Source organism: Caulobacter sp. SLTY (assembly GCF_009905535.1).
Lineage (GTDB): Bacteria > Pseudomonadota > Alphaproteobacteria > Caulobacterales > Caulobacteraceae > Caulobacter.
Genome location: NZ_JAAALA010000003.1, coordinates 107,226 through 133,106 on the forward strand (window position 1 = coordinate 107,226; position 25,881 = coordinate 133,106).

A 25,881-nucleotide genomic window follows, 5' to 3' on the forward strand; every position below is an offset into this window, starting at 1 on the left:
ATCGACCGCCGGCGCTGATCGGGGACAGGTACGCCTGCGGCGAACCAGTCCCCAGATCCCTACAGCCCCGGCAGTTTCACCCAGCCGGACTTCTCGCGCTTGATCACCACGTCCTTGCCACCGGTCAGGGCCTTGATGCGGGCTTCCTCGGCGGCGGCGTCGGTCAGCGGGGCGGCGGCCGGGTCGGCGGAGGCGACCTGCGCAGGCTTGTCCTTGCGCCAGAACATCACCGTGTCGGCGAAGCTCTTTTCCTTGTGGGCCACGTCGCCGAACTCGTCGTCGACCACGTAGCGCACCAGGGGATCGGCGTTGTTGGCGCCGGCCTTGGCGACCAGCACCTTTTCGCCGTCCGAACGCTCGGCGGCCGCGGCCCGGGCCTGGGCGCTGGCGCGGGAGGCGGAGTCGGGCTCGAGCTCGGCCGGGCGGGGCTCGCCGGGGGCCGGCGGGCGCAGGGCGTAGTCCGGCGGCACCACCAGCGGAGCCTTGGTCACGACCTTGAACTCATCGGGGGTGATCTTGGCGATGCCGAGGGCCTTGGAAGCCGACTGGCACCCGGCCATGCCGGCGCTGGCGACCAGGGCGGTAACGACGAGAGCGCGGTTCAGCTTCATACGACAGTCAGCTCCAGCTGGCCCCCCGGCCAGAAAACGAACGGATCAGATACGCCATCCAGCGGGCGGCGCCAACCGGTCAGACCTTGGCCTTGGCGTCGCGGTCGGATTTCCAGGTGTCGATCAGCAGCAGGACCACCCCGACCGAGATGGCGCTGTCGGCCACATTGAACACCCAGGGAAACATCAGGGCTTGGAAATCCAGGAAGTCGGCCACCGCGCCGAAGCGGATGCGGTCGATCATATTGCCGACCGCCCCGCCCATGATCAGCCCGAAGGACCAGCCGAGCAGCGGCCGTTGGACCTTCCGCGCCCAGACCGCAATGACGATGGCCACCACGAAGGAAAAGGCGGTCAGCACCCAGCGCACCCACTCGGCCTCGCCTCGGAACAGGCCGAAGCTGACGCCCCGGTTCCAGACCATGGTCAGGGAGAAGGGGCCGAACACATGCTCTGACTGGCTCTCGGCGAAGCCCTTGGCCAGGAACCACATCTTGCTGAGCTGGTCGGCCAGCAGGACCGCCAGCGCCAGGGCATAGGCGGTCGGACCCTGGCTGGTCGCGACCGCCTGAGGCGGCGCGGTTTCGGGCGCAGGGGTTTCAGGCGCGAGGTCGGCGTCCGGCGTCTCGAGGCTCAAGCGGGCGTCTCCAGGTTTTGCGCCAGTCCTATCAGGCCGAAGCGGCGCTGTCCCAGGCGGCGACGGCGTCTTCGCAGCGCAGGCACAGCTGGGTCGCCGGCTTCACCTCGGTGAGGATCCGCCAGCAGCGGGCGCATTTGCAGCCCTCGGCCAGGGCCGGATCGACCGAAACCCCTTCACCGCCGGCCTTCAGGGTCGCGGCGCTGGTGCGGAAGATTTCCGCCGCGTCGAGCCCCTCGAAGGCGGCCAGGAGGGCCGGATCGCCGACCGCGACAACCGGGGCGGCCTCCAGGGCCGAGCCGATGCGCTTCTCACGCCGCTCCACCTCAAGGGCGGCGGTGACCGCGGCCGTTACCTGTTCGATCCTGCCCCAGCGCTCGGCGTCGGCGTCGCTGCGCCATTCCGCCGGGGTGTCGGGGATCACGCGGAAGGCGTTGGGCCGGTCGTCCGGGAAGCGGCTGGCCCAGGCCTCGTGCATGGTGAAGGGGGCGATGGGATTGAGCCAGGCGGTCAGGCGCTCGAACACCGCGTCCAGCACCGTGCGATAGGCGCGGCGGTTCAGGCTGCCCGGCCGGTCGCAGTAGAGGCTGTCGCGGCGGATGTCGAAAAACAGGCTGGAGAGATCTCCCTGGCAGAACTCCAGCACCGGGCGCAGGACGTCCGCGTACTGATAGGCGCCGTAGGCCTCGCGCACCTGGCCGTCCAGCGCCCAGAGGCGGTGGAGGATGTAGCGTTCCAGCGACGGCAGCTGCTCGTGGGGAACGCGCTCGCCGGGCGTGAAGTCGGCCAGGGCGCCCAGCATGTAGCGCAGGCTGTTGCGCAGCTTGCGATAGGCGTCGGAGACGCCGGCCAGGATGGTCTTTCCGATCCGCTGGTCGTCCGTGTAGTCGGTCAGGGCCACCCACATGCGCAGGATTTCGGCGCCCGATTCCTTGATGATGTCGGCCGGGTGGATGACGTTGCCCAGCGACTTCGACATCTTCTTGCCCTGCTCATCCAGGGTGAAGCCGTGGGTGACCACCGCCTTGTAGGGGGCCACGCCGCGGGTGCCGCAAGCCTCCAGCAGGGACGACTGGAACCAGCCGCGATGCTGGTCGGAGCCTTCGGAATAGAGGTCGGCGGGCCAGCGGCTGTTGTTGCGACCCTCCAGGGTGAAGGCGTGGGTCGAGCCGCTGTCGAACCAGACGTCGAGGATGTCGTCGACCTTCTCGTAGCGGTCCGCGTCGCGGTCGCCCAGGAAGTCCGAGGCGGGGCGCAGATACCAGGCGTCAGCGCCCTCGGCGGCGATCAGGTCGGTGATCCGCTGGTTGACGGAGGCATCGACCAGAGGCTGGCCGGTTTCCTTGTCGACGAACATGGCCAGCGGCGTGCCCCAGGCGCGCTGGCGGCTGATCAGCCAGTCGGGCCGGGTCTCGACCATGCCGCGGATGCGGTTGCGGCCGCCTTCCGGATAGAAGGAGGTGGCGTCGATGGCGGCCAGCGCCTTCTCACGCAGCGTCGGCCCCTGCCCTTCGCCGTCCATGCGGACAAACCACTGCGGGGTGTTGCGGAAGATCACCGGCGCCTTGGAGCGCCAGCTGTGGGGATAGCTGTGTTCCAGCCGCCCCCGGGCCAGCAGCGTGCCGGCCTCGATCAGCTTTTCCATCACCGCGCCGTTGGCCGGCCCGAACTTGCCCACCTTCTTGCCCTCGGTCTCCAGCACCTTGAGGCCGGCGAACAGGGGGACGTGGGGATAGTAGGCGCCGTCGGGATCGACGGTTTCGGGTATGTCGCGATGGCCGTGCGCCAGCCAGACATTGTAGTCGTCCGCGCCGTGGCCGGGCGCGGTGTGGACGAAGCCCGTGCCGGCGTCGTCGGTGACGTGGTCGCCGGACAGCAGGGGAACGCCGAAGCCAAAGCCGGCCTTGTCGTCCGCGTCCGGGGCCAGGGCGGCCAGCGGGTGGGCGGTGGCCAGCGCGCCCGGATCGACGGCCTGAAGCCGGGTCCAGCCGGCGGCCTTGGCGGCCTTGAGCACCTCTTCGGCCAGCTTGTCGGCCAGCACCAGCCGCTCGCCCGGCCGGGTCCAGGGCTGGAACTCCAGGCCCTCTTCCAGGGCGTCGACGCGGTAGAGGCCGTAGTCGATGGCCGGGTTGTAGCTGATCGCCCGGTTGGCGGGGATGGTCCAGGGGGTGGTGGTCCAGATCACCACCGAAGCGTCCTCAAGACCGCGGGTGACCGGGAACTTCACCCAGATGGTCGGGCTGACGTGGTCGGCGTATTCGATCTCCGCCTCGGCCAGGGAGGTGCGCTCGACCGGGCTCCACATCACCGGCTTGGAGCCGCGATAGAGCTGGCCCGTGGCGACGAATTTGTGGAATTCCGCAACGATGGTCGCCTCGCTGGTGAAGTCCATCGTGGCGTACCGGTTTTCCCAGTCGCCCAGAACGCCCAGGCGCTTGAAGCCCTCCATCTGGACGCCGATCCAGTGGCTGGCGAACTCGCGGCAACGGCTGCGGAATTCGGACGAGGGGACCTCGTCCTTGGCCCGGCCCTTGGCCTTGAACTCCTTCTCGATCTCCCACTCGATGGGCAGGCCGTGGCAGTCCCAGCCAGGCACGAAGTCGACGTCGAAGCCGAGCAGGAAGCGGCTGCGGACCACGAAGTCCTTCAGCGTCTTGTCCAGGGCGTGGCCGATGTGGATGGCGCCGTTGGCGTAGGGCGGGCCGTCGTGCAGCACGAACAGCGGGGCGCCGGATGCCTGACGGTCGGCGCGGATGGCGTTGTAGAGGTCGGCCTCCTCCCAGGCCTTGAGGATCTCGGGCTCGAGCTTGGGCAGCCCGGCCCGCATCGGGAACGGGGTGTCGGGGAGAAAGACGGTTTCGCGGTAGTCGCGGGCAGGTGTGGCGTCGTCGGCCATGATGGGGCGCTCGGATGAAATGTGCGGGGATCGGACGGGGTCGTTCCCGGCGCGCGCGACCGATGCCGGCGGCGTCACGCCGGGCGGATAATTCGCGCCGTCATCCGATCACGGGTCATGCAGGGGCTCTAACAGAGCGTGCCACTCAATGCCAGCCCAACCCATCCGTCATCCCGGGCGGAGCGGCGAAGCCGCGTAGACCCGGGACCCAGGTGTGACAGAGCGCGGTATCGCGGCCGCGAAAGTCAGCGCGCGGCCCACCTGGGTCCCGGCTCTCCGCGCTACGCGCTCCGGCCGGGATGACGAGGGATCATGATTTCCCGCCTTGCGCCTCGCCGACCAGCTTGTCGCCGATCCAGCTGCAGACGCCGATCACGATGGCGCCCCAGAAGGCCGGCCAGAAGCCGTCGACCACCAAGCCCTTCATCACCAAGCCGACCAGCCCCAGCACCGCCGCGTTGATGACCAGCAGGAACAGGCCGAAGGTGACCAGGGTGATCGGGAAGGTGATCACCACCAGGATCGGCTTGACGATGGCATTGGCGATACCGAGCAGGAAGGCGGCGATCAGCAGGCTGGGCCAGCCTGCCGTGTCGATGCCGGGAACCCACTGCTGGGCCAGCCAGAAGCCGGCGACGGTGAAGGCGAACTGGACGAGGAAGCGGAGCATCTACTGCGGCTGCTCCGGCGCCGAGATCTGGGCCGAGATGACGCCGTCCCAGGGGGCGCGTTCGATCCTCAGGGTCGGACCCTTGGCGTCGCGGGTCGCCTTGGCGTCGGCATAGCTGACGATCACCTGCACCGGCCGGTCGCTGAGCACCGTGAAATCGCAGACCGCGACCAGGGTCTTGGCCCCGCTGAGCCAGGGGGCCTGGGGGCTGGACCGGCGGATCACCGTGCCGCCGCAGGCGCGGGCCCCGACCTGGATCGCCAGGGCCTGGGTCGCGCCCTCGCCCTGGGAGGTCGAGGTGCCGGTGGCGCGGGCGATGTAGCGGCCGGCGGTCATGGCGGGGATGGTGCACATCGCCTGGGTCTGGCTGATCACCCGGCAGGCGGCAGGTGGGATCTCCGGCTGGCTGTAGCCGGGGAAGGCCCGCGGGGGGCCGAGCGGCACGACCGGGGCGGCCGGCGTCGGAGTCGGGGCGGCCGCCGAAGGGGCCTTGCCGGCCGGAGCCGGAGCCGCCTTCGGCTGCTGGGCTGCGACGACGCCCGCCGCCAGGACGGTGAGGGCCAGGCCCAGGGAAACGGTCTTGATCACGGGATTCTCCGATAGGGCTCAGGCGGCGTCGCGGCGGATGACACCCCGGCTTTCCATGGCCGACTGGAGCGTATTGATCTTGTTGAACAGATCAACCGCCCCGTCCAGGTCGAGCACCAGGCGGCAGACCGGGCGGGCCTGTTTGGCGCCGACGTCATCGGCCCGTTCGACACAGAACTCGATGCGCAGGGTGCGGCCGTCAAAGGTCATGCGGTGGGCCTTGTCGGCGAAGGTCTCGGCCAGTTCGGGACGGTCGATATAGGTGGGGACGGGAGTCGCCGACGGGGCGGGCGTGGATTTGGCCATGGGTGTTCCTCCGGACGATGCGGGTCGTTCGATCGCCCGCGGTTGATGGATGGTGGGTCAAAACGCAGACGGGCCGGTCAGATGACCGGCCCGTCCACGTGTTGGTCAGGCCTGGAGCCTACCAGCGCCAGCGCAGGCCGAGGCTGGCGTCGGTCGACTGGTAGTCGTCCTTGAACTTGACGCCCAGGTTCAGGAAGGCGCTGAACCGGTCGTCAGCCCCGAAGACGTTGATCGTGCCGCCGACTTCACCGAACGAGCCGGAGAAGTCGTCGTTGATCGTCAGGTCCGGACCGGCCGAGTCGATCAGCAGGCCGTTGTCGCCCTCGAACTCGTTCCAGTAGCGGGCCACCAGGGTCCACTTGCTGGAGAAGGTCCCGTGATCGGCGTTGAGGCCGATCCGGCCGCCGAGGCTGACGCGGAAGCTGGTCTGGTCGTCCCAGACGATGTCGGCGCCGGGGACGGACACCGCATCGATCTCGGAGTTCAGGTAGGACAGCGAACCGATCGGCTCGAAGAAGCCGTTGGCGCCGATCGGCATCGACCAGCCGCCTTCGACCTGGACACCGAGGCTGTCGACCGAACCCGAGAAGATGTTCGAGCCGGCCGGAGCCAGGGTGACGGCCTGGTGGTTATAGTCCAGCGAGTTGCCGTTCAGGATGCCGTCGACGAAGAAGGCGCCCGAGACGTAGCTGCCGTACAGGCCGTAGGTCATGCCGTCGAACGAGGTAAGGGTCGGCGAGGCGTCGAAGTTGACGTCGCTGTCCACGAAGCCGACCTGGCCGCCGATGACCCAGGCCTTGCCCGAACCGCCGCCCATGAAGTCCAGGCCGGCGATCAGGGCGACCGTCGACTGGTCGTAGGAGGTGTCGAAGCTGTAGGTCACCCCGAACAGGTCGTAGCTGTTGACCAGGTCGCGCTCGGCGGCAGACCCGGCGATCTTGACCCAGATACCGGCGCCGTTGCCGTCGATCCCGCCCAGCTGGCTGCGCAGGTCGGCCTGGCGCTCGAACCACGAACCGGTGGTGGTGTACCAGATGCTCTGGACCGCCTGGCCGAGGGTGGTGAACTCGAAGGCTTCACCGTCGGGCAGACCGACCAGGACGTGCTGCTTGTTGCCGTTCAGGGTCAGGTCATAGAAGAACAGGCCCTTGTCCAGCACCCCGTCCGCCGAGTTGAGGTCGGCGCGCCAGAAGTCGGACGCCGCGTTCAGCGAGAAGTGGGTCGCCGCGGTGGTCCCGGCGCCGGAGACATCCACCAGCACGATGCCGGTCGGGTTGAAGGCCCCGAAGGCGTTGGCGCTGACGTCGTTGACCAGGATCGAGGTCGAGCCGGCCGTGCTGCCGCCGGTGAGGCTGAGGCAGTCGGCGGCGGCCAGGACCGCGCAGCTGGTCTGGGTCGTCGGGCCGAGGTCCGCGTCCATCACCAGCAGGCTGGAGCCCGAACCGGTGAAGGTCGCGCCCGAGGCCAGGATGCGGTCGTTGATCTGGGCGTCGGACACCGCCGTGAGGGTGGTGCCGCTGGAGCCGAAGACGATCCGGCCGCTGTTGTTCCAGGTCTCCAGGTTGCTGATGGTCAGCGTCGAGGCGCCGAGGGTCGGTTCGCCCACCACCAGCAGGCCGCTGTTGGTGAAGGTGTCGGCCCCGGCCCCGAAGTCGAAGCTGGTCGCCACGCCGTTGGCGTTGGTGAAGATCGCGCCCGTGTTGTTGAGCACGTCCGCGCCGGCGCTGAAGGTGGAAGCGCCGGTGGTGTGCCAGCTGGTCACCGAGCTGTTGTTGAACACCACGTTGCCCGTCAGGCCCGCGAAGTTCACCCGCCCGTTGATGCGGCCGGCGTTGTTGACGATCACGCTGCCGCCGATGCCCCGGATGGCCAGGTCGTCGTAGCCGGTGATGGTGTTGTCGGTCGACCGCACCGTCGTGCCCGCGCCGATGTTCAGGGTGGTGGTCCCGCCCGCGGCGTTGTTCAGGTCGACGACCCAGGAGGTGGCCCCCGCGCCGGCCCCGACGATGGTCGAGCCCGTGCCGGTGCCGATGGTCACCGCGCCGCCGCCCGAGGTGGTGCGGATGGCGCTGCCATTGACGTCCTGGATGGTCCGGCCGTTGGCGATGGCGACCGTGATGGCCCCCGTGCCCGTCGTGGAGGCGTTGATCGCCGCCGCGCCGGCGCCCGTGGCCGTGACGTTCTGGTTGACGTTGACCGCCGTGGTCCCGGTCCCGCCGTTGCTGGTCAGGATGCCGTTGGCGCCGCCGGTGACCGTGGCGTTGTTGGTCACCGTCAGGGCAGCCCCGGTGGTCGCCGCCTGGATGCCGTCCGCGCCGGCGCCGACCGTGGCGTTGGTGACGATGGTCACCGCGCCACCGCCCGAGCTGGCGTTGATGCCGTCGCCCGTGGCGGTGATGGTCGAGCCCGCCAGGGTGTCGATGGTGATCACCCCGGCGCCGGAGGCCGCCGCCAGGATGCCGACGTCGCCGGCAACGATCGTGCCGGTGGTGTCGATGTCGATCCCGCCGGTGGTGCTGGAGGCGTCGATGCCGTCGTCGGTAGCGACCAGGTTGCCGCCGGTCGCCGTCTGGATGGTGGTGGCGCCCGTGGTGCTGCTGGTGCGGATCGCATCACCGCCGTTGCCGGTGATGACCGCCGAGACGCCGACGTTGACCGTGCCGCCGGTGCTGCCGGCCACGATGCCGTCGCTGCCGCCGGTGACAGCCGCGATGCTGGTGACCGCAACGTTGCCGCCGGTGCTGGAGGCGTCGATGCCGTCATCGCCCGCGCCGATGACGGCGCGGGTGACGACCGTCACCGAACCGCCGCCGGAGCTGGCGTTGATGCCATCGCCCGCCGTGGCGGTGATGGTCGAGCCGGCCAGGGTGTCGATGGTGATCACCCCGGCGCCGGAAGCGACCGCGAGGATGCCCGTGTCGCCCGCGCCGATCGTGCCGGTGGTGTCGATGTCGATCCCGCCGGTGGTGCTGGAGGCGTCGATGCCGTCGTCGGTAGCGACCAGATTGCCACCGGCCGCCGTCTGGATGGTGGTGGCGCCCGTGGTGCTGCTGGTGCGGATCGCGTCACCGCCGTTGCCGGTGATGACCGCCGAGACGCCGACGTTGACCGTGCCGCCGGTGCTGCCAGCCACGATGCCGTCGCTGCCGCCGGTGACGGCCGCAATGCTGGTGACCGCAACGTTGCCGCCGGTGCTGGAGGCGTCGATGCCGTCATCGCCCGCGCCGATGACAGCGCGGGTGACGACCGTCACCGAACCGCCGCCGGAACTGGCGTTGATGCCATCGCCCGCCGTGGCGGTGATGGTCGAGCCGGCCAGGGTGTCGATGGTGATCACCCCGGCGCCGGAAGCGACCGCGAGGATGCCCGTGTCGCCCGCGCCGATCGTGCCGGTGGTGTCGATGTCGATCCCGCCGGTGATGCTGAAGGCGTCGATGCCGTCATCGCTGCCGACCAGATTGCCGCCGGCCACCGTCAGAATGGTGGTGGCGCCGCTGGTGGCGGTCGTCCGGATGGCGTCACCGCCGTTGCCGGTGATGGCCGCGGAGACGCCGACATTGACCGTGCCGCCGTTGCTGGTGGCCACGATGCCGTCGCTGCCGCCGGTGACGGCCGCGATGCTGGTCACCGAAACGGGGCCGCCGCTGCTGAAGGTGTTGATGCCGTCGCCGCCCGCGCCGATGGTTGCGCGGGTCACGACCGTCACCGCGCCGCCCGCCGTGCTGGCGTTGATGCCGTCGCCCGCCGTGGCGGTGATGGTCGAGGCCGCCCCGGTGTCGATGGTGATCGCGCCACCGCCCGTGGACACCACAAAGATGCCGGTGTCGCCGGCCGTGAGGGCCGCGAGGGTGTCGATATCGACCGCGCCGGTGGTCGTGGAGACGAAGATGGCGTCATCCCCGCCCGAGACCGTTCCGGCCGTGTCGATGTCGACCAGGCCGGTGGTGCTGGTGACCTCGATGCCGTCGTCGCTGCCGCTCACCGCAGCGCCGGCCGTCGTGAAGACGGTCGAGGTCCCGACGGTGTTGCTGCTGACGATGCCGTCGCCGCCCGTGGCGGTGATCGCGCCGGCGTTGCCGACGTTGAGCGTGCCGCCGGCGCTGGAGGCGTTGATGCCGTTCCCCGCGGAATTGATGGCGGCGTTGTTGGCCACCTGGACCAGGCCGGTGCTGGCGCCGGTCGCCAGGATGCCGTTCGAGCCGACACCGGTGGTGTTGATGGTGCTGGTCGAGCCGGTGAAGATCTGCACCCCGCCGGTGGAGTTGGAGATGCCGGTGATGCCCGAGGTCACCGCCCAGATCGGACCGCCGGTCGCCTGGATGTTGACCGAGGCGCCGTTGGTGGCCTGGGCGAAGATGCCGTTCGCGTTGACCGGATCGCCGGCGGTCCCGATGCCGCCGATGGTGTTGAAGATGGTGATCCCGCCGGACGTGCCGGTGCTGACGGCGAAGATGCCGTTCACCGCCGAGCCGCCGATCGCGCCGCTGTTGTCGATCAGTATGCCGCCGGTGCCCGCCTGGGTGGCGAAGATGCCGTAGCCGCCGCCGCCGTTCAGATTGGCGTTGATCGCCCCGCTGTTGTTGACCTGGACGATGCCGGTGCTGGCGGCGTTGCCGTTGCCGACCGCGATGCCGTCGAAGCCGGTGTTCAGTTCGCCGCTGTTGGCGACGAACACGTAGCCGCCCGCGCCGGTGTTGCTGACCCCGATGCCGGTGCCGGTCAGCGTGGTGATGTTGGCGAAGTTGTAGACCTCGGAAAGGCCGAGGCCGGTCGATTCAACGACGATGCCGTTGTTGACCGCTCCGATGACGCCGGTGTTGCTGACAAAGCCGAAGCCGTCGATCGCATCGACATTGATGCCGTTGTCGCTGGACAGGATCTGGCCGCTGTTGGTGACGGCCGCGTTGCCCGCCCCGCCGGTGCTCGCGATGACGCCGACCGCATCGAGCGCGCCGTTGTTCACGAAGATATTGGCGGCGTTATTGATGGTGACGCTGCCGGTGGTCGACAGGCCCGCGACGCCGGCCGAACCCGGGTAGTTCCCGGCCGTGTCGGTGTTGTCGAGGCCGAGGATGTCGATGACCCCCGTGCCGGTGTTGATGAAGATATCCCCGCCGTCGGTGGAGCCGCCGACGCCCACCGCGCTGTTGCCGGTGATCAGCACGCTCAGGCCGTTGGCGACATCGATATCGACCGAGCCATCCGCGCCGGTGGCCACGCCGAAGATGCCGCCGGCCCCGTCGGCGTCACCCGCCGCGCCGTCGTCGATGGTGATGCTGGCGTTGGCGCCGATGTTGATCTCGACCGCCTCGTCGCCGACCGCGTTGTCGGCCGCCGCGCCGCTTTCGGCATAGACGCCGAAAGCGGTGCCGTCGGCGTCGGTGTTGCCGACCACGACAGTCAGGCCCGCGCCCGAGGTAACGGTAGCGTCGCCGCCGCCCGAGATGGAGGAGACCCCGTAGTCATCCGGATCGATGGTGACGCCGGCGCCCAGGGTGACGGTGGCGTCGCCGCTACCGGAGGTCTGGGCGGTTACGCCGATCGAGCCGGCGGTGATGCTGGAGCCATCGCCGATGACGACCGTGGCGTTGCCGCCGTTGGCCGCGTTGAAGATGCCGGCCCCGACGCCGACCGGCGGAGCGCCGGCCAGCGTGCCTTGGTAGCCGACGCTGACGTCGCCGTCCGTGCCCAGGTGCACCCCGGCCACGCCGACTTCATAGGTCCCGCCGCCCAGGGCGTTGACGTCGCCGACCACGGTGACGCTGATGTCGCCCGTGCCTGCGGTGATTTCACCCAGCACGCCGTCGCCATTGACGGCGGTCACGGCGCCGACGTTGCCGGTGTAGTTGATGGTGACGTCACCGCCGGCCGTCTGGGCCAGGATGCCGGCCGTGGTGGCCTCGATGTCGCCCGAGCCGCTGACGCTGACCGCGCCGCCGCCGCTGGTGGTCGCGACGATGCCGCTGCCGCCGTTGGAGGTGACCGCGCCGCCCGCGATCACGGTGACCGTGCCGCTGGTAGCCGAGGCGGTGATGGCGTTGCCGCCCGTGCCGGTGACCGCGTTCAGGGACAGGCCGACATCGCCCGTGCCGGTGGCCGCGGCCACCACGCCGGTCGTGCCGCTGATCGTCGAGCCGAAGTCGATGATCGTGATGGCCCCCGCGCCGGTGCTGAGGGCGTCGATGCCCGAGCCCGCGCCGCCGGTGATGTTACCCGGGCCGGTGAAGGCCAGGATACCGCCGTCGACGGTGTCCAGCTCGATGCCGTCGTCCGTGCCGCTGACCGCGCCCACCTGATTGACGAACAGCAGGCCGCTGGTGGTGCTGGCCACGATGCCGTCGCCGGCCGTGCCGGTGATCGCGCCGCCGGCGCCAGTGGAGATATCGACGGCGCCCGTGCCGGTCGCCACGGCGCTGAGGCCGGTGGCGCCGCTGGTCGCGCCGCTGACAGTGATGCTGAGCAGGTCCGCGCCGGTGGTCGAGCCGTCGATGCCCGTGCCGGTGGCGGTGATCGTGGCGGCGCTGTCGATGGTGACCGAGCCGCCCGAGCTGGCCAGGATGCCAGCGCCGGCCGAGGTGATCTGGCCGCCCGTGGTGGTGACGCTGACCGCGCCCGTGGCGCTGGAGGCGTCGATGCCGTCGCCGCCCGCCTGGATGTCGCCACCGGTCTGGATGGTCAGGCCGCCGCCGGCGGTCACGGCGTTGATGCCGTCGCCGCCCGCGGTGATGGGGCCGGTCAGGTTGATGCCGGTCGCGCCGTCGCCGCTGGTGGTGACGACCGCCGCGAAAGCGGTGGAGTTGATCGAGCCCGCGCCGGAGACGTCCACGCCGCCCGTGCCGTTGGCGAAGGCGCCGACGCCGCCCTCGAGCACGTCGCCGCCGATGATCAGCACCGCGTTGCCCGAGCCGTTCGTGGTCGCGACCGCGCCGAAGCCGAGGCCGTTGGTGGCGACCGAGCCGCCGGCCGCAACCTCGATGGTGGCGTTACCCGCCCCGCTGGTGGTGACGTCCACGCCGTCGACGCCGCTGACGGCGCCGGTCACCACGACCGAGCCCGCGCCGCCGGTAACGACGTTCACGCCGTCGCCAGTCGTGCCGGTCGCGTTGTTGACGGTGACCGAGATATTGCCGGTGTTGCTGCTGGCTTCGACGCCGTTGTCCCCGCCGCTGACCGTGCCGCCCAGGACGATGGTGGTCGTGCCGCTGTCGGTGAAGGTGTCGAGGCCGTCGGCGACCGCACCGGTGATGTCGCCGGTGAAGTCGACGTTGATGGCCCCCGAGGTGGTGGACATCTCGGCGCCGTCGAAGGCGCCCGTCATGGTGATCGTGCCGTAGCCGGTCAGGCTGGCCGTGCCGCTGCTGGTGAAGACGCCAACGCCGCCGTCAGCGACCGTGCCCTGCACGAAGACTTCGGCGTTGCCCGTGCCAGTGGCCTGGGCGAAGGCGCCGTAGGAGAAGCCGTCGGTGCCGCTCACGCTCGCGCCGAACTGGACGAATGTGTAGGCGTTGCCGGCCCCACCGGCGACCGTGGCAATACCGCCGTCGCCCACGAAGGTGCCGCCGGCCGCGATCGAGGCGTCGCCGGCGCTGGCGTCGGCGATGACCGCGTAGCCGCCCGTGGCGTTGACGTTGGTGCCGAACAGCAGGGTCACGTCGACGTCGGTCACGCCCTCGGCGTTGATGCCGACGCCCCCGGTCGAGATCAACGAGCCGCCGTTCATGTGGACTTCAGTGGCGCCAACGGTGTTGGTCGCTTCAATCCCCGTGACGCCCACGACGAGCGGCTGGTCGCCCGTGTCGCCGGTGCGCAGGTCGACGTTGACGATCGCGCCCTGGCCGGACACGTCGAAGGCCGCTCCGCCGGCGTTGAGCACGACGATGTCCCCGGCGTCGGGAACCACGGTCACAGGGCGGACACTGATGATCTCGCCGGCGTTGCCCGCGATGACGATGCCGTTGGCGACGGTGACCCCGTCCTGAAGCTGCAGGAACAGGCTGCCGTTGGTCGTGGTCGAATAGTCGATGGTCACGTAGGGACCGGCGGCGCAGTTCAGCGCGTCGGGGGCGGCGCCGTTGGCAGAGGGGTCGCCGCATTCGTCGGCGGCCAGGGCGACGCCCGGCGCCACGGCAAGGGCGGAGACACCCGCGACACCCGCCAGCAGGCTGGCCGCGACAAGCGAAGAGCTGGCGAGCAGCGATACGCGACGGCGCGAAGACTTGGAAACGGACATCGGGCGAACCCCCTCAGGTTTGCTATTTTGTGAAGGGACGCGCGCGATCACACGCCGCCCCCAGTTACCCACGTTATCTGAAACTAGGCGCGAGTTTGGCGCGCGTCTATCGGGTTTTTTCGGCCATTCACCCCATGTTGGGGGGGTGAATCGCCCGAAACGCGAAAGTTCACCCACAGCGGGTAATCGATCGGTCGGCGCCCTGACGTGGCCCGTGATAGGGATACCCAAGGGTCGCTCTGGACGATGGACGAGGACATGACCGGGCTTCGAGGATGGCGCGCCGAGCTGGTCTGGACGCTGGGCGATCCGACGGCTGACGAAGAGGCGCTGCGCCACGTCCCCGACGGACTGCTGCTGGTCGAGGACGGACGGGTGGTCGCGGCGGGTCCCTGTGGCGAGTTGTCGCAGGGTCTCCCGCCAGACGTTCCCATCGAGACCCTGCCCGGCCGGATCATCACCCCCGGCTTCGTCGACGCCCATGTCCATTTCCCTCAGCTGGACATGATGGCCTCGCCGGGCGGGGCGCTGCTCGACTGGCTGGAGCGCTACACCTTCCCGGCCGAGCGGGCCTTCGCCGATCCGGCCCACTGCAAGGACGCGGCGGGGCGATTCGTCGGCAGCCTGCTGGCCAACGGCACGACCACGGCCATGGTCTACGGCTCGGTGCACAAGTCCTCGGTCGACGCGCTGTTCGAGGAGGCGCTTCGGCAGGACATGCGGCTGATCGCCGGCAAATGCCTGATGGACCGGGGGCCGGAGGGGCTGCGCGATTCGGTCGAAGGCGGGGCGGAGGAGACGGTGGCGCTGATTCGCGCCTGGCGGGGCCGGGGACGGCTGGGCTACGCGGTGACGCCGAGATTCGCCCTGGGCTCGTCGCCCGAGCAGCTGGCGATGGCGGGCCGGATCCTGGCCGAGCATCCCGACACCTGGATGCAGACCCATCTGTCGGAGAACCTGGCCGAGATCGAGGCCACCCGGGCGGCCTTTCCCGAGGCGGCGGACTATCTGGACGTCTATGACCGGTTCGGCCTGGTCGGCCCCCGCTCGATGTTCGCCCACGCCATCCATGTCGAGGACCGGGCGCTTGGGCGGATGGGCGAGGCCGGCTGCGCCTGCGCCTTCTGCCCGACCTCCAACCTGTTCCTGGGCAGCGGGCTGTTCGACCTGGAGCGGACGCGGGCCCATGGGGTGAAGGTGGCGCTGGGCAGCGATGTCGGGGCGGGCACCCGCTACAGCCTGCTGACCACGGCCGCCGAGGCCTGGAAGGTGGGGCAGCTGAAGGGAACGCGGCTCGATCCGTTGACCGGCCTCTACCTGGCCGGGCGGGCGGGGGCGGAGGCCTTGGGGCTGGCTGATCGGATCGGGGCATTCGAGCCTGGGCTGGAGGCGGACTTCGTGGTGCTGGACCCGGCGGCGACGCCGGCGCTGGCCCGGCGGACAGGTGCGGGGTCGCTGGCCGAGCGGTTGTTCGCGCTGATGGTGCTGGGCGACGAGCGGGTGGTGGAGCGCACCTACCTGACGGGGCGGCTGGCGCATTCACGCATCCCGTAGCCGCTGCCGGGGAAGGTGGCGGTTGTTTGAAAGATTTAGATAATCGGCACGGTTGAGAAGTTTATTTCTGATAACCATGTCGTCGCTTCGAACAAGGTGTACGCTGCTTTACTGTATCCATTGAACATATCCTAAGCCGACGCCCGTAACCCTACCGGTCAATTCGGGGATTCCGCGATGGCGGGATCGGGTCTTCGGGGTTACGCAAAATGCGAGTCGCCACGATCGTGAGCCTGGGGGCTTCCGCCCTGCTGGGCGTCGGCGCCCTGGTGGTCGCCAAGACCATGTTGCCGGCTGGCCAGACCGGCCAGGGGCAAGTGGCCGCGGCGCCGGTACAGAACTTGGTCCCGGTGGTCGCCGCCCGCAACGACATCGGCTTCGGGGTCAAGGTCACCGACAAGGACCTGATCGTCCTGAAGCTGCCCAAGGACGCCGTGCCGCAGGGCGCCTATAGCAGCATCGAGCAGGTCACCCTGCTGGACGGCGGATCGCCCGTCACCCTGGCGCGGATCACGGCGCGGGAGCCCCTGCTGCCGGCCAAGCTGTCGGGCGGCGGAGTCAAGGCCAATGTGGCCGCGGTGATCGGGCCGGGGATGCGAGCCTATACCATACAGGTGACCGACGTCAGCGGCGGCGGCGGCCATGTGACCCCCGGCGACCATGTGGACGTCATGCTGGCCATGGAGCCGGTGGGCCCCGGCTTCAAGCCCGAGGGCGCCACCGGCAAGGTGATCGTCAGCGGGGCGGTGCTGCAGAACGTCAAGGTGCTGGGCATGGACATGGTGGCCGACCCGGCCAACGTCGACAAGTTCATCCCCAAGACCGCCACCCTCGAGGTCAACCTGGAGGACGCCGCCAAGCTGGCCGCCTCGGCCGAGGTCGGCCGGCTGAGCCTGGCGCTGCGCCGCACCGGGGCGGTGGAGATCGAACAGCCCAAGCCGATCAAGACTCTGACCCTGATGGGGGCCCCGGCCCCCGCCGCCAGTCCGGTCCGACGGCCGGCGCCGCGCGCGTCGGCCGCGGCCGCCCCCTCCAACGAACGTAGCCTGACCGTCGTGCAGGGCTCGGACCGCAAGACGGTCCAGGTGCCCGCCGACCGCACGGGAGTCTATTGATCATGCGCGCCCTGCTCCTGACCGCCGGCGCCGTGATGGCCCTGGCCGCCTGTCCCGCAGCCGCCCAGTCGGTGGGACCCAACATTTCCAGCGGCGTTCTCAACGACGTCGACTTCCCCAGCTTCACCACCGACGCGGCGCCGAGCCGGGGGATCACCGTGGCGAAGGACAAGTCGACGGCCTTCCGACTGGCCAGCCCGGCGGGCCAGATCGTGGTCGCCCAGCCCGACATTGCCGAGATCGTCGCCAATACCGACCGCAGCATCTACGTCCGGGGCAAGACGCTCGGGGCGACCAACATCCTGGTCTACGACCCGCAGAAACGGCTGGTGGAGGTGATCGACGTCAAGGTCGGCCACGACATCACCGGCATCCAGGCCGATCTCGCCGCCGCTCTGCCCGGCGAGCCGATCCTGGTGACCAACTTGGCCGGCGGGCTGATGCTGTCGGGACGGGTCAGCACCACCTCGGTGGCCATGCGGGCCAAGGCCATCGCCGAACGCTATGCGCCGGGCGCGGTCAGCAGCAGCATCACGGTGGAGACCGCCCAGCAGGTGATGCTGGAAGTCCGCATCCTGGAGGCCAGCCGCGACAGCCTGAAGGACTTCGGCATCAATCTGGCCATCCAGAACAACAGTGGGGTGATCTTCGCCACCGGCTCCGGCCTGGTCGGCAACAACCCTGCGACCGGAACCCTGCAGGTCAGCACCAATGTCGGGCCGACCACCATCGACATGACCCTGCGGGCGCTGGAGGAGAAGGGCGTCATCCGCACCCTGGCGCGGCCCAATCTGGCGGCGATCAGCGGCGAGGAGGCGACCTTCCTGGCCGGGGGCGAGTTCCCCTATCCGGTGCCCAACGCGATGGGCGAGATCAGCATCGAGTTCAAGCCGTTCGGGGTGAACCTGAAGTTCACGCCGACCGTGCAGGACAACGGCCTGATCCGGCTGAAGGTGGCGCCGGAGGTCAGCGCGCTGGACCCGACCAACACCTTGAAATTGGGCAACTATGAGCTGCCGGCCCTGACGGTGCGGCGCGCCTCCACGACCATCGAGCTGAAGGACGGCGAGAGCTTCGCCGTCGCCGGCATGTTCCAGCAGGACTACGTCAATTCCGCGCGGCAGGTGCCCTGGCTGGGCGACATCCCGATCATCGGGACCCTGTTCCGCTCGGGCCGCTGGCGTCGGCAGGAGACCGAGCTGCTGATCCTGGTCACCCCCCGGCTGACCACGGCCGGCCAGAGCCACGCCCTGACCCCCAATCCGCAGCTGGCCACCCGCGAGCCGACCGCCATCGATGTGATCTTCGAAGGCTTGGTGATGGACCAGCCGATGACCGAGCCGGTGGGCGATGATCCGCTGAGCATGACCGGTGGGGCCACGAAGTAGTCATTCAGACCAGAAGGAAAAGATCCGCATGAGTTTCGCCGATCGCCGCGTCCTGGTCGTCGGGTCGGGTTCGGAGGGGGAAGCCCTCGCCCAGGCCTGCCGCGCCGCCTTCGAGGGGGCCCGGTTGGAGACGGCCGTCCCGGACGCCATGCCTGCCCAATGGCCGGCCGGCCATGAGCCGGAGCTGGTGGTCCTGGAGTCGGGCGCCGATCCGGTGGCCCTGGCCGAGCTGATCGCCGGCCTGGCCAAGGCGGCCCAACCGCCGGCCGCCATCTTGGCCGGGGCCGGACTGTCGGCGGGGCTGGTGCGGGGGCTGCTGCGGCTGCCGCGCGCCGACGTGGTCGAGGCGCCGTTCGGGCCGCGCGAACTGGCCGAGGCGGCGCAACTGCTCTTGCGGCCTGCCGAGACCCTGGTGGTTCCCGCCGCCCCGACCGGCGGACGATGCTGGACGGTGACCGGGGCGGTCGGCGGGGCCGGGGCCACGACCCTGGCCATCGAGCTGGCCGCCGCCCTGGCCGAGCGCTCGCAGGGCCAGAAGCGGGTGGCCCTGGTCGACCTGAACCTCGCCGACGGGGCCGCCGCCGCCTATCTGGGCGCCAGCGCCAACATGATGCTGGGCCGGGCCAGCCAGGAGCCGGAGCGGATCGACGCCGCCTTGCTGGAGGTGTTCGCCTCGCCGGCCCCCGGCGGCTTCGACCTGATCGCCCAGGCCCGCGACCCGCACGGCTTCGAGACGGCCTCGGCCGAGGCCATCCTGCGGGTGCTGGACGTGGCCATCCAAGTCTATGACTTCGTGATCATCGACGCTCCGCGTCATCGGCGCGGATGGACCATCGATGTGATGGCCGGGTCGGACGCCCTGCTGGTGGTTTCGGAACTGACTGTGCCGGCCCTGCTGGCCGCCCGCGCCCTGGTCTCCGAACTGGAGGCGGAGCTGCACGACGGGCCCCTGCCCCGGATCGTTCTCAACCGCCTGGCCAAGCGAGTGTTCGGCCCGGCCCCCTCGACCGCCGAGGCCGAGAAGGCGCTGGGCCGCAAGGCCGAGGGCGGGCTGACCAGCGACTGGGAGGCGGCCGCCGCCAGCGTCAACCTGGGCGGACCGATCCGCAGCCATCGGCCGAAATCGCGCATCGCCAGGGATGTGGACGACCTGGTCGACCGGCTGCTGGCCGCCGTGCCGCATTCGCACATCAAGGCAGCCTGACGATGAGCCGCTTTTCCTTCCGCCGCGCAGCCGCCGTCCAGGCCCCCGAACCGGCGCCGGCCCTGACGGTGGTGGAGGCGGCGCCGACGCCGGCCGCCCGGACACGGTCCATCGACGACGAACTGCTGGACATGCGGCTTCGGCTGCACGCGCGGCTGATCGAGGAGATCGACCTCTCCAAGCTGGGCGAGCTCGACGAGGGCGAAATGCGCCGGCAGGTGCGCCGTCTGGTCGGGGACTTCGCCAAGGATGGGCGCCTCGCGCTCAACACCCTCGAGCTTGACCAGATCGGGGCGGAGGTTTTCGACGAGATGGTCGGGTTGGGGCCGATCGAGCCGCTGCTGAAGGACGAGTCGATCAACGACATCCTGATCAATGGGCCCAACCAGGTTTACGTCGAGCGGCGCGGGGAGCTGGAGCTGACCCCCGTCCGTTTCCGCGACAACGACCACCTGCTGCGCATCGTCAACCGGATCGTCGCGGCGGTGGGGCGGCGGATCGACGAAAGCTCGCCCATGGTCGACGCCCGCCTGGCCGACGGTAGCCGGGTCAACGCCGCCATCTATCCGATCACCATCGACGGGGCCTGTGTCTCGATCCGGAAGTTCTCCAAGAAGCCGCTGAGCTTCGAGCGGCTGGTCGGCGTGGGGGCCATGCCGGCCTGTGTGTCGGAGTTCCTGCAGGGGGCGATCAAGGCGCGGGTCTCCACGGTGATCAGCGGCGGCACGGGTTCGGGCAAGACCACGCTGCTGAACGCCATGTCGGCGGCGATCAGCCATGGCGAGCGCCTGATCACCATTGAGGACGCGGCCGAACTGCAGTTGCAGCAGCCGCATGTGGTGCGGATGGAGACCCGGCCGCCGAACATCGAGGGCAAGGGCGAGATCCGCCAGCGCGAGCTAGTCAAGAACGCCCTGCGGATGCGGCCCGACCGGGTGATCCTGGGGGAGGTTCGGGGCGAGGAAGCCTTCGACATGCTGCAGGCGATGAACACCGGCCACGAAGGATCGATGGCCACCATCCATGCCAACACCCCCCGCGACGCCATCACCCGCCTGGAGCAGATGGTGGCCATGGGGGGGCTGAAGCTGACGCCCGAGAGCATCCGGGGGCAGATCGCTTCGGCCGTGGGGATGATCGTCCAGGTCATGCGCCTGTCGGACGGCAAGCGGAAGGTGATGAGCGTGTCGGAGATCACCGGCATGGAGGGCCAGGTGGTGCAGATGCAGGAGATTTTCGCCTTCCACCGCATCGGGACGGATGCGGAGGGCAATGTGCACGGCGAGTTCCGGGCGACGGGGCTTAGGCCCAAATGCCTGGACGAGATGAACCGGCGGGGGATTCTGTACGACACGGCCAACTTCGACCCGCAGAGGGCGCTGTGAGGGGGGCCGAGGTTGAAGGGTTCGCCTCTGGGCTCCCTTCTCCCCTCGCGGGAGAAGGTGGCGCGAAGCGCCGGATGAGGGGGCTCCCAGGTCGTCAAGCTGCGATGAGGCGGAGACGACCGGCTGCGTCACAAGCCGGTGCGCCCCCTCATCCGTCGGCTTCGCCGACACCTTCTCCCGCGAGGGGAGAAGGGAACTCTCACGGCGGCGTTGTCGATGGTGGAAGCCATGCCTGAGATCCAGTTCGACGCGCGGCTCGCGGTCCTGATTCTGATCTTCGCGGCGGTGTTTACCGGGGTGCAGGCGATCACCGGGCTGGCGCGGGTGGGCCACGCCAAGCGCAAGGTCAACAAGCGGCTGGCCACGGTGGAAAAGACCGGCAGCCTGGAGCAGCTGGTCGGGGAGCTGCGCAAGCAGCGGGGCCTGGGCGCCGACGGGGAGGTGACCCGGGGGCTGGGCTGGTTCAACGACCTGGTGATCCGCTCGGGGGTCAATGTGCAGCTGAAGAAGCACCTGCCGATGGTGTTGCTGGGCGGGGCCCTGGCCAGCGCCCTGGTGTTTCTGTGGACAAAGAACTGGATGATCGCCGCCGGGATCGGGCCGGCGTTGGCCATCATCGGTCCGATCATGTTCCTGAAGCTGAAGGCCGGGGCGCGGGCCAAGGCCATCGGGCTGCAGCTGCCCAACGCCCTGGAGGTCATCGTCCGCAGCCTGGAGGCCGGGCATCCGGTGCCGACGGCCATCGCCCTGGTTGGGCGGGAGATGCCCGATCCCCTGGGCAGCGAGTTCGGCATGGCCGGGGACGAGATCGCCTATGGCGCCACCCTGGAGCAGGCCATCGGCCGCATCGCCGACCGCTGTCGCCACCCGGACATCGACCTGTTCGCGGCCACCATCCGGCTGCAGGAAAAAAGCGGCGGCAACCTGACCGGCCTGTTGAAGATGAACGCCAAGGCCGTTCGCGAGCGGCACAAGATGCGGCTGAAGATCAAGGCCGCCAGTTCGGAGGGCCGGGCCAGCGCCATCATCCTGACCAGCGCACCGTTCGGGGTCCTGGCCATCCTGACCTTTGCCAGCCCCAGCTTCTATGGCGGGGTGATCCATGAGCGGCCGGTGCAGATCGGCCTGGCCGTGCTGGGCGTGTGGATGTTCATCGGCAACATGGTCATGCGCAAGATGATCGACATGAGGATCTGACCATGGACCCCTTGCTGTTCAACCAGATCCTGACCTATGCGGCCGCGGCCCTGATCGCCATGAGCGTGGGCGGCGGCGGGATGATGCTGCTGCGCGAGGCGCGGACCACGGCCAAGCGCAAGGCGCGGCTGGCGGGGAACACCATTGTCACGCGGCCGGGCCAGAAGGCCGAGAGCGGGGTGATGCGCGGGGTCAAGCGGCTGGGCGAGAAGATGGCAATCCAGGATCCGGCCCAGATCTCCAACATCCGCACCAAGCTGATCCTGGCCGGCTGGTACCAGCGGGAGGCGGTGGCCATCTATCTGGGCGCGCGGGGGGCCAGCCTGATCGTCGCCACGGTGGCGACCCTGTTCACCGTGCCCTGGGCGCTGAGCGGCATCGGTGGGCCGGCGGCGATCGCTGCGGCGGGGATCTTCGCGGTGATGGCGATTCTAGGCCCCGACCAGGTGGTGAAGGGCCGGCGGCGCAAGATCGAGCTGGAGTATATCGAGGGCTTCCCGGACATGCTCGACCTGCTGGTCGCCTCGGTGGAGGCCGGGCTGTCGCTGGACGCCGCCGTCCACCGGGTGGCCGACGAGATGGGCCGGCGCTATCCCAACCTGGCGGCGCACCTGCGAGTGCTGACCCTGGAGCTGCGGGCCGGCAAGGCGCGCAAGGAGGCCTGGGGCGCGTTCGCCGACCGGCTGGGCATCGACGAGGCCCGGGCCCTGGCCACCATGCTGCGCCAGGCCGAGGAGATGGGCACGAGTCTCGGCGAGACCTTGGCGGTATTTTCGGACGACATGCGGGCCAAGCGGATGCTGCGGGCCGAGGAAAAGGCCATGGCCCTGCCGGCCAAGCTGATGGTGCCGCTGATCCTGTTCATCTTCCCCTGCCTGTTGGGGGTGCTGATGCTGCCGGCGGGGTTCAGGATCAGCCAGAGCATGATCGGCGGCGGCTAGAGCCTGTTCCGACATGTGGGGCCGGGATCGGGCAAGCGCCACGCAAACGCTAGACCTCGCAGGTGCGCGCAGTGTCGAGATGCGACAGACAAAGGAACTTCGGCTCCCAAAGCAGTTTTGAGCGGCCGAAGGGACTTTGTTTCGCCGATCCGGCGCCCGCTTGATCCATGTTGGAGAGCCCGCCCCCGCGCCGAGGCTAGACGTTCGGAAAGTGTTCCGAACTGGGTGGCGCGTTGTTTGCCGAGTCTTCTTCACCGCTTCTTCCCGGACTTGAGTCCGCCGACCAGGACGCCCTTCGGGCCATCTGCGCGCCCCGGACGCTGAGCCGGGGCGAGGCCTTCTACATCCAGGGCGACGAGACCGCCGGGCTGCTGTTTCCACGCAGCGGCCTGATGCGCAGCAGCGCCGGGGTGGCCGATGGCGAAGGCGTGCTGGCCGCCCTGATCGGCCCCGGCGGGATTGTCGGGCTGAGCGCCGCCCTGACCGGCAGGGTCTGCGATTCGGCGACCGCCCTGACCGAGGTCGTCGGCCTGACCACCGACGGCGCCCGGTTGCGCCGGCTGGCGGCCGAGCGGCCTGGCCTGGCCCTGATCCTGGCAGGTGTCGCGGCGGGCCAGACGGCAGAGTCGCAGGAGGAACTGGCCTGTTACGCGCGCCACCGGATCGAGCAGCGGCTGGCTCGGCTGCTGCTGAGGCTGGCGGCCCATATGGGCGGGTCCGAGGTCCTGGTCACCCAGGATGACTTGGCCGATATGCTGGCGGTGCAGCGCACGACGGTCACCGCACTGGCCTCACGGCTGAAGGATGCCGGCATCCTGGCCTACGCGCGCGGGCGAATCCGGATCCTGGACCGCGAGCGGATCGTCCGCCTGGCCTGCGGCTGTCCACAGACCTGACCAGCGCTCAGCGAGGCTCGTGGTTGAGGATCAGGTAGGCGGGGTCGAACTGGGCCTTGCGGGCAAGGCCCTCGAAGTCGCTGAACACCACCTCGCCGCGCCGCCAGTCGATCAGGCCCTCGGCGCGAAGTTGGCCGATCACCCGGTTCACATGCACGGGCGTCAGGCCGCAGGCGTCGGCCAGCTGTTCCTGGGTCAGGGGCAGGGCCAGTCGGTCGCCGGAGGCGCCTCCCACCACCTGGTAGCGCACGAACAGCTCGCAGAGCAGGTGGCTGACCTGTTCGGAGGCGGAGCGCCGGCCGGCCGAGACGATCCATTCGCGGTGGATGGCGGCGTCCATCAGAGTGCTCAGCCACAGCATCCGCGTCAGGTGGGGCATCTGCTCGGTGATGGCCTTCAACCGGCCATGAGGCACCATCGCCATGCGGATGGCCGAGATGGCCACGACGTCATGCTCCAGCCGCTTGAGCAGGAAGCCGTGCAGGTCGACGAAGTCGCCGTCGATGTGCAGCGAGGTGATCTGGCGGCGCCCATCCGCCATCGCCTTGGACCGGGCGCAGAGGCCGGAGACCAGCAGCTGGCTCTCGGTCAACGGCTTGCCCTCCGGGACCACGATCTGGCCCGGGGCGTAGGTCTCGATCCGATCGACGATGCCGGACAGCACCTCGCGCTCGGCGGGGCTGAGATCGTCGCGGGCCTCGAGCCGGCGGATCAGGGGGGCGGCGGGGTCCATCCGGCACTAACGCCGCCAAGTCGATTCAGGTCCCCGCCAAGGCGCTCTTGCGTCGACTGTAGAGCAGGTAGACCACGATCCCGATGGCGTTCCAGATGAAGAAGCCCCAGATCGCCGTATTGGGCAGGGTGGTGAACAGGTAGAGGCAGCCGATCACCCCGGCCACCCCGACGACCGGCCAGACCGGGGTCTTGAACACCCGCTTCAGCTCCGGCGCCTTGACCCGCAGGATCATCATGCAGACCAGCACGGCCACGAAGGCGGCCAGGGTGCCGGCATTGGCCAGGGCGGCGATCTCCCCCAGCGGCAGGACGCCGGCCAGGACCGCGGCCAGGACGCCGGTGATCAGGGTGACGAAGCTGGGGGCGCCGCGCTTGGAGACCTTGGCCAGGCCGACGGGCAGGAGGCCGTCGCGGGCCATGACGAAGAAGATCCGGCTCTGGCCATACATGAAGGCCATGATCACCGTCGGCAGGGCGATGACCGCCGCCGCCGCCACGGCCAACGCGATGCCCGGATGACCTAGCTGCTCCATCACGAACACCAGCGGCGCGTCGGCCTTGGCGAACACCTCGGGCAGGACCGCGCCGATCGCGGCGGCGGCCACGATCATGTAGATGGCGGTGCAGGCGATCATCGAGCCGACGATGCCGATGGTCAGGTTCTTCTCGGGATTCTTGGTCTCCTCGGCGGCGGTGCTGACCGCGTCGAAGCCGTAGAAGGCGAAGAAGATGATCGAGGCGGCGGCCATCACCCCGACCTTGGTCCCGTCGGCGTTCACGCCGCTGAAGCCCTGCGGCATGAAGGGGGTGAAGTGGGCGGGGTCGAAGGCCGGCAGGGCCAGGGCGACGAACAGGGCCAGGGCGGCGAGCTTCACTACCACCAGCACCATGTTGACCGTGGCGCTCTCCCGCGTGCCGAGCAGCAGCAGGCCGGCGACGGCCATGGCGATGAAGGCGCCCAAGAGATTGAAGCCGCCGGTGAAGCTGAGCTGGCCGTCAGTGAGGGCGAAGGTGGAGGCCATCCATTTGGGATCGACCGGGATGGTGACGAACTCGGCCGCGTGGCCGGCCCAGCCGGCGGCGACCGCGCCGCAGACCACGGTGTATTCCAGGATCAGGCTCCAGCCGACGATCCAGGCCAGGCCCTCGCCCAGCACTGAATAGCTGTAGGTATAGGCGCTGCCCGCCGCCGGAATCAGGGTGGCCATCTCCGCATAGGCCAGGGCGGCGCAGGCGCAGACGGCCCCGGCGATGGCGAAGCTGAGCATCACGCCCGGGCCGGCCAGCCCGGCTCCGACGCCGATCAGGGTGTAGATGCCGGTGCCGACGATGGCCCCGACGCCCAGGGCGATCAGGTGCGGCCAGCCCAGTGTCGGGGTCAGCTTGTGGTGGTCGGCGACGAACCCGCCGTCCATGGGCTTGCGCCGCGTCAGGAAACTCATGTGGACCTCCCCAGGTTCGGGCCGGAGGATGCGGCTGTTTTGGCGTGATTGAAAAGGGGGCCGCTTGCGCGCGCCCGCGCAACCGG

The 25,881-nt window shown here is 69.5% G+C and carries 17 protein-coding genes; 8 read left to right on the forward strand and 9 right to left on the reverse strand.

Annotated elements, in window-relative coordinates:
* Positions 1 to 59: 59 nt before the first annotated feature.
* From GVN21_RS02670 to GVN21_RS02700, 7 genes are all read right to left on the reverse strand, one after another.
* Positions 60 to 611, reverse strand: a complete 552-nt coding sequence (locus tag GVN21_RS02670) for a DUF3035 domain-containing protein (protein WP_166573153.1) — start codon at positions 609 to 611, stop codon at positions 60 to 62.
* Positions 612 to 690: 79 nt separating this feature from the next.
* Entirely contained in the window at positions 691 to 1,248 is a 558-nt protein-coding gene (lspA, locus tag GVN21_RS02675) for a signal peptidase II (RefSeq protein WP_166573154.1), read from the reverse strand.
* Between the two features lie 31 nt (positions 1,249 to 1,279).
* On the reverse strand, positions 1,280 to 4,144 hold the full coding sequence (gene ileS / locus GVN21_RS02680; protein ID WP_166573155.1) for an isoleucine--tRNA ligase: 2,865 nt from the start codon (positions 4,142 to 4,144) through the stop codon (positions 1,280 to 1,282).
* A 310-nt stretch (positions 4,145 to 4,454) separates the two neighbouring features.
* The gene (locus GVN21_RS02685; protein WP_166573156.1) at positions 4,455 to 4,814 is read right to left on the reverse strand and encodes a phage holin family protein; all 360 of its coding nucleotides are present in this window, start codon (positions 4,812 to 4,814) and stop codon (positions 4,455 to 4,457) included.
* The gene (locus tag GVN21_RS02690) at positions 4,815 to 5,402 is read right to left on the reverse strand and encodes a hypothetical protein (protein ID WP_166573157.1); all 588 of its coding nucleotides are present in this window, start codon (positions 5,400 to 5,402) and stop codon (positions 4,815 to 4,817) included.
* Between the two features lie 18 nt (positions 5,403 to 5,420).
* Complete coding sequence (locus GVN21_RS02695) at positions 5,421 to 5,708, reverse strand: hypothetical protein (RefSeq protein ID WP_166573158.1); 288 nt, start codon at positions 5,706 to 5,708, stop codon at positions 5,421 to 5,423.
* Positions 5,709 to 5,826: 118 nt separating this feature from the next.
* On the reverse strand, positions 5,827 to 13,938 hold the full coding sequence (locus GVN21_RS02700; RefSeq protein ID WP_166573159.1) for a hypothetical protein: 8,112 nt from the start codon (positions 13,936 to 13,938) through the stop codon (positions 5,827 to 5,829).
* Positions 13,939 to 14,196: 258 nt separating this feature from the next.
* Here GVN21_RS02700 and guaD point away from each other — a divergent pair, with 258 nt between their 5' ends.
* The 8 genes from guaD to GVN21_RS02740 all read left to right on the forward strand — a co-directional run bounded on the left by guaD (position 14,197) and on the right by GVN21_RS02740 (position 23,618).
* On the forward strand, positions 14,197 to 15,492 hold the full coding sequence (guaD, locus tag GVN21_RS02705) for a guanine deaminase (protein ID WP_166573160.1): 1,296 nt from the start codon (positions 14,197 to 14,199) through the stop codon (positions 15,490 to 15,492).
* Between the two features lie 209 nt (positions 15,493 to 15,701).
* Positions 15,702 to 16,607 carry a Flp pilus assembly protein CpaB gene (gene cpaB, locus GVN21_RS02710; protein WP_166573161.1) on the forward strand — a complete coding sequence of 302 codons (906 nt, stop codon included), beginning with the start codon at positions 15,702 to 15,704 and terminating at the stop codon, positions 16,605 to 16,607.
* 2 nt (positions 16,608 to 16,609) lie between these two features.
* Positions 16,610 to 17,995: a type II and III secretion system protein family protein gene (locus GVN21_RS02715; protein WP_166573162.1), complete on the forward strand. Its 1,386-nt coding sequence runs from the start codon at positions 16,610 to 16,612 to the stop codon at positions 17,993 to 17,995.
* 28 nt (positions 17,996 to 18,023) lie between these two features.
* Positions 18,024 to 19,199 (forward strand): AAA family ATPase, encoded by a 1,176-nt coding sequence (locus GVN21_RS02720; protein WP_166573163.1) that lies wholly within the window; start codon positions 18,024 to 18,026, stop codon positions 19,197 to 19,199.
* 2 nt (positions 19,200 to 19,201) lie between these two features.
* Positions 19,202 to 20,584, forward strand: coding sequence for a CpaF family protein (locus GVN21_RS02725; RefSeq protein ID WP_166573164.1), 1,383 nt, complete (start codon positions 19,202 to 19,204; stop codon positions 20,582 to 20,584).
* A gap of 228 nt (positions 20,585 to 20,812) precedes the next feature.
* Positions 20,813 to 21,781 (forward strand): type II secretion system F family protein, encoded by a 969-nt coding sequence (locus GVN21_RS02730; protein ID WP_166573165.1) that lies wholly within the window; start codon positions 20,813 to 20,815, stop codon positions 21,779 to 21,781.
* Positions 21,782 to 21,783: 2 nt separating this feature from the next.
* Positions 21,784 to 22,722 carry a type II secretion system F family protein gene (locus GVN21_RS02735; RefSeq protein WP_240902719.1) on the forward strand — a complete coding sequence of 313 codons (939 nt, stop codon included), beginning with the start codon at positions 21,784 to 21,786 and terminating at the stop codon, positions 22,720 to 22,722.
* A gap of 233 nt (positions 22,723 to 22,955) precedes the next feature.
* A complete protein-coding gene (locus GVN21_RS02740) occupies positions 22,956 to 23,618 on the forward strand; it encodes a Crp/Fnr family transcriptional regulator (protein ID WP_166573166.1) in 663 nt (220 codons plus the stop codon).
* A 7-nt stretch (positions 23,619 to 23,625) separates the two neighbouring features.
* On the opposite strand, the gene GVN21_RS02745 is transcribed toward GVN21_RS02740, so the two are convergent.
* Complete coding sequence (locus GVN21_RS02745) at positions 23,626 to 24,351, reverse strand: Crp/Fnr family transcriptional regulator (protein ID WP_166573167.1); 726 nt, start codon at positions 24,349 to 24,351, stop codon at positions 23,626 to 23,628.
* A gap of 25 nt (positions 24,352 to 24,376) precedes the next feature.
* Entirely contained in the window at positions 24,377 to 25,795 is a 1,419-nt protein-coding gene (locus tag GVN21_RS02750) for an amino acid permease (protein WP_166573168.1), read from the reverse strand.
* Between the last annotated feature and the right edge of the window lie 86 nt (positions 25,796 to 25,881).

What these genes read in the sequence shown, in the direction of transcription:
- GVN21_RS02670 (WP_166573153.1), bottom strand. Translation starts at nt 611, where the DNA reads ATGAAGCTGAACCGCGCTCTCGTCGTTACCGCCCTGGTCGCCAGCGCC.
- ileS (WP_166573155.1), bottom strand. Translation starts at nt 4,144, where the DNA reads ATGGCCGACGACGCCACACCTGCCCGCGACTACCGCGAAACCGTCTTT.
- GVN21_RS02685 (WP_166573156.1), bottom strand. Translation starts at nt 4,814, where the DNA reads ATGCTCCGCTTCCTCGTCCAGTTCGCCTTCACCGTCGCCGGCTTCTGG.
- GVN21_RS02695 (WP_166573158.1), bottom strand. Translation starts at nt 5,708, where the DNA reads ATGGCCAAATCCACGCCCGCCCCGTCGGCGACTCCCGTCCCCACCTAT.
- GVN21_RS02700 (WP_166573159.1), bottom strand. Translation starts at nt 13,938, where the DNA reads ATGTCCGTTTCCAAGTCTTCGCGCCGTCGCGTATCGCTGCTCGCCAGC.
- guaD (WP_166573160.1), top strand. Translation starts at nt 14,197, where the DNA reads ATGACCGGGCTTCGAGGATGGCGCGCCGAGCTGGTCTGGACGCTGGGC.
- cpaB (WP_166573161.1), top strand. Translation starts at nt 15,702, where the DNA reads ATGCGAGTCGCCACGATCGTGAGCCTGGGGGCTTCCGCCCTGCTGGGC.
- GVN21_RS02715 (WP_166573162.1), top strand. Translation starts at nt 16,610, where the DNA reads ATGCGCGCCCTGCTCCTGACCGCCGGCGCCGTGATGGCCCTGGCCGCC.
- GVN21_RS02720 (WP_166573163.1), top strand. Translation starts at nt 18,024, where the DNA reads ATGAGTTTCGCCGATCGCCGCGTCCTGGTCGTCGGGTCGGGTTCGGAG.
- GVN21_RS02725 (WP_166573164.1), top strand. Translation starts at nt 19,202, where the DNA reads ATGAGCCGCTTTTCCTTCCGCCGCGCAGCCGCCGTCCAGGCCCCCGAA.
- GVN21_RS02730 (WP_166573165.1), top strand. Translation starts at nt 20,813, where the DNA reads ATGCCTGAGATCCAGTTCGACGCGCGGCTCGCGGTCCTGATTCTGATC.
- GVN21_RS02735 (WP_240902719.1), top strand. Translation starts at nt 21,784, where the DNA reads ATGGACCCCTTGCTGTTCAACCAGATCCTGACCTATGCGGCCGCGGCC.
- GVN21_RS02745 (WP_166573167.1), bottom strand. Translation starts at nt 24,351, where the DNA reads ATGGACCCCGCCGCCCCCCTGATCCGCCGGCTCGAGGCCCGCGACGAT.
- GVN21_RS02750 (WP_166573168.1), bottom strand. Translation starts at nt 25,795, where the DNA reads ATGAGTTTCCTGACGCGGCGCAAGCCCATGGACGGCGGGTTCGTCGCC.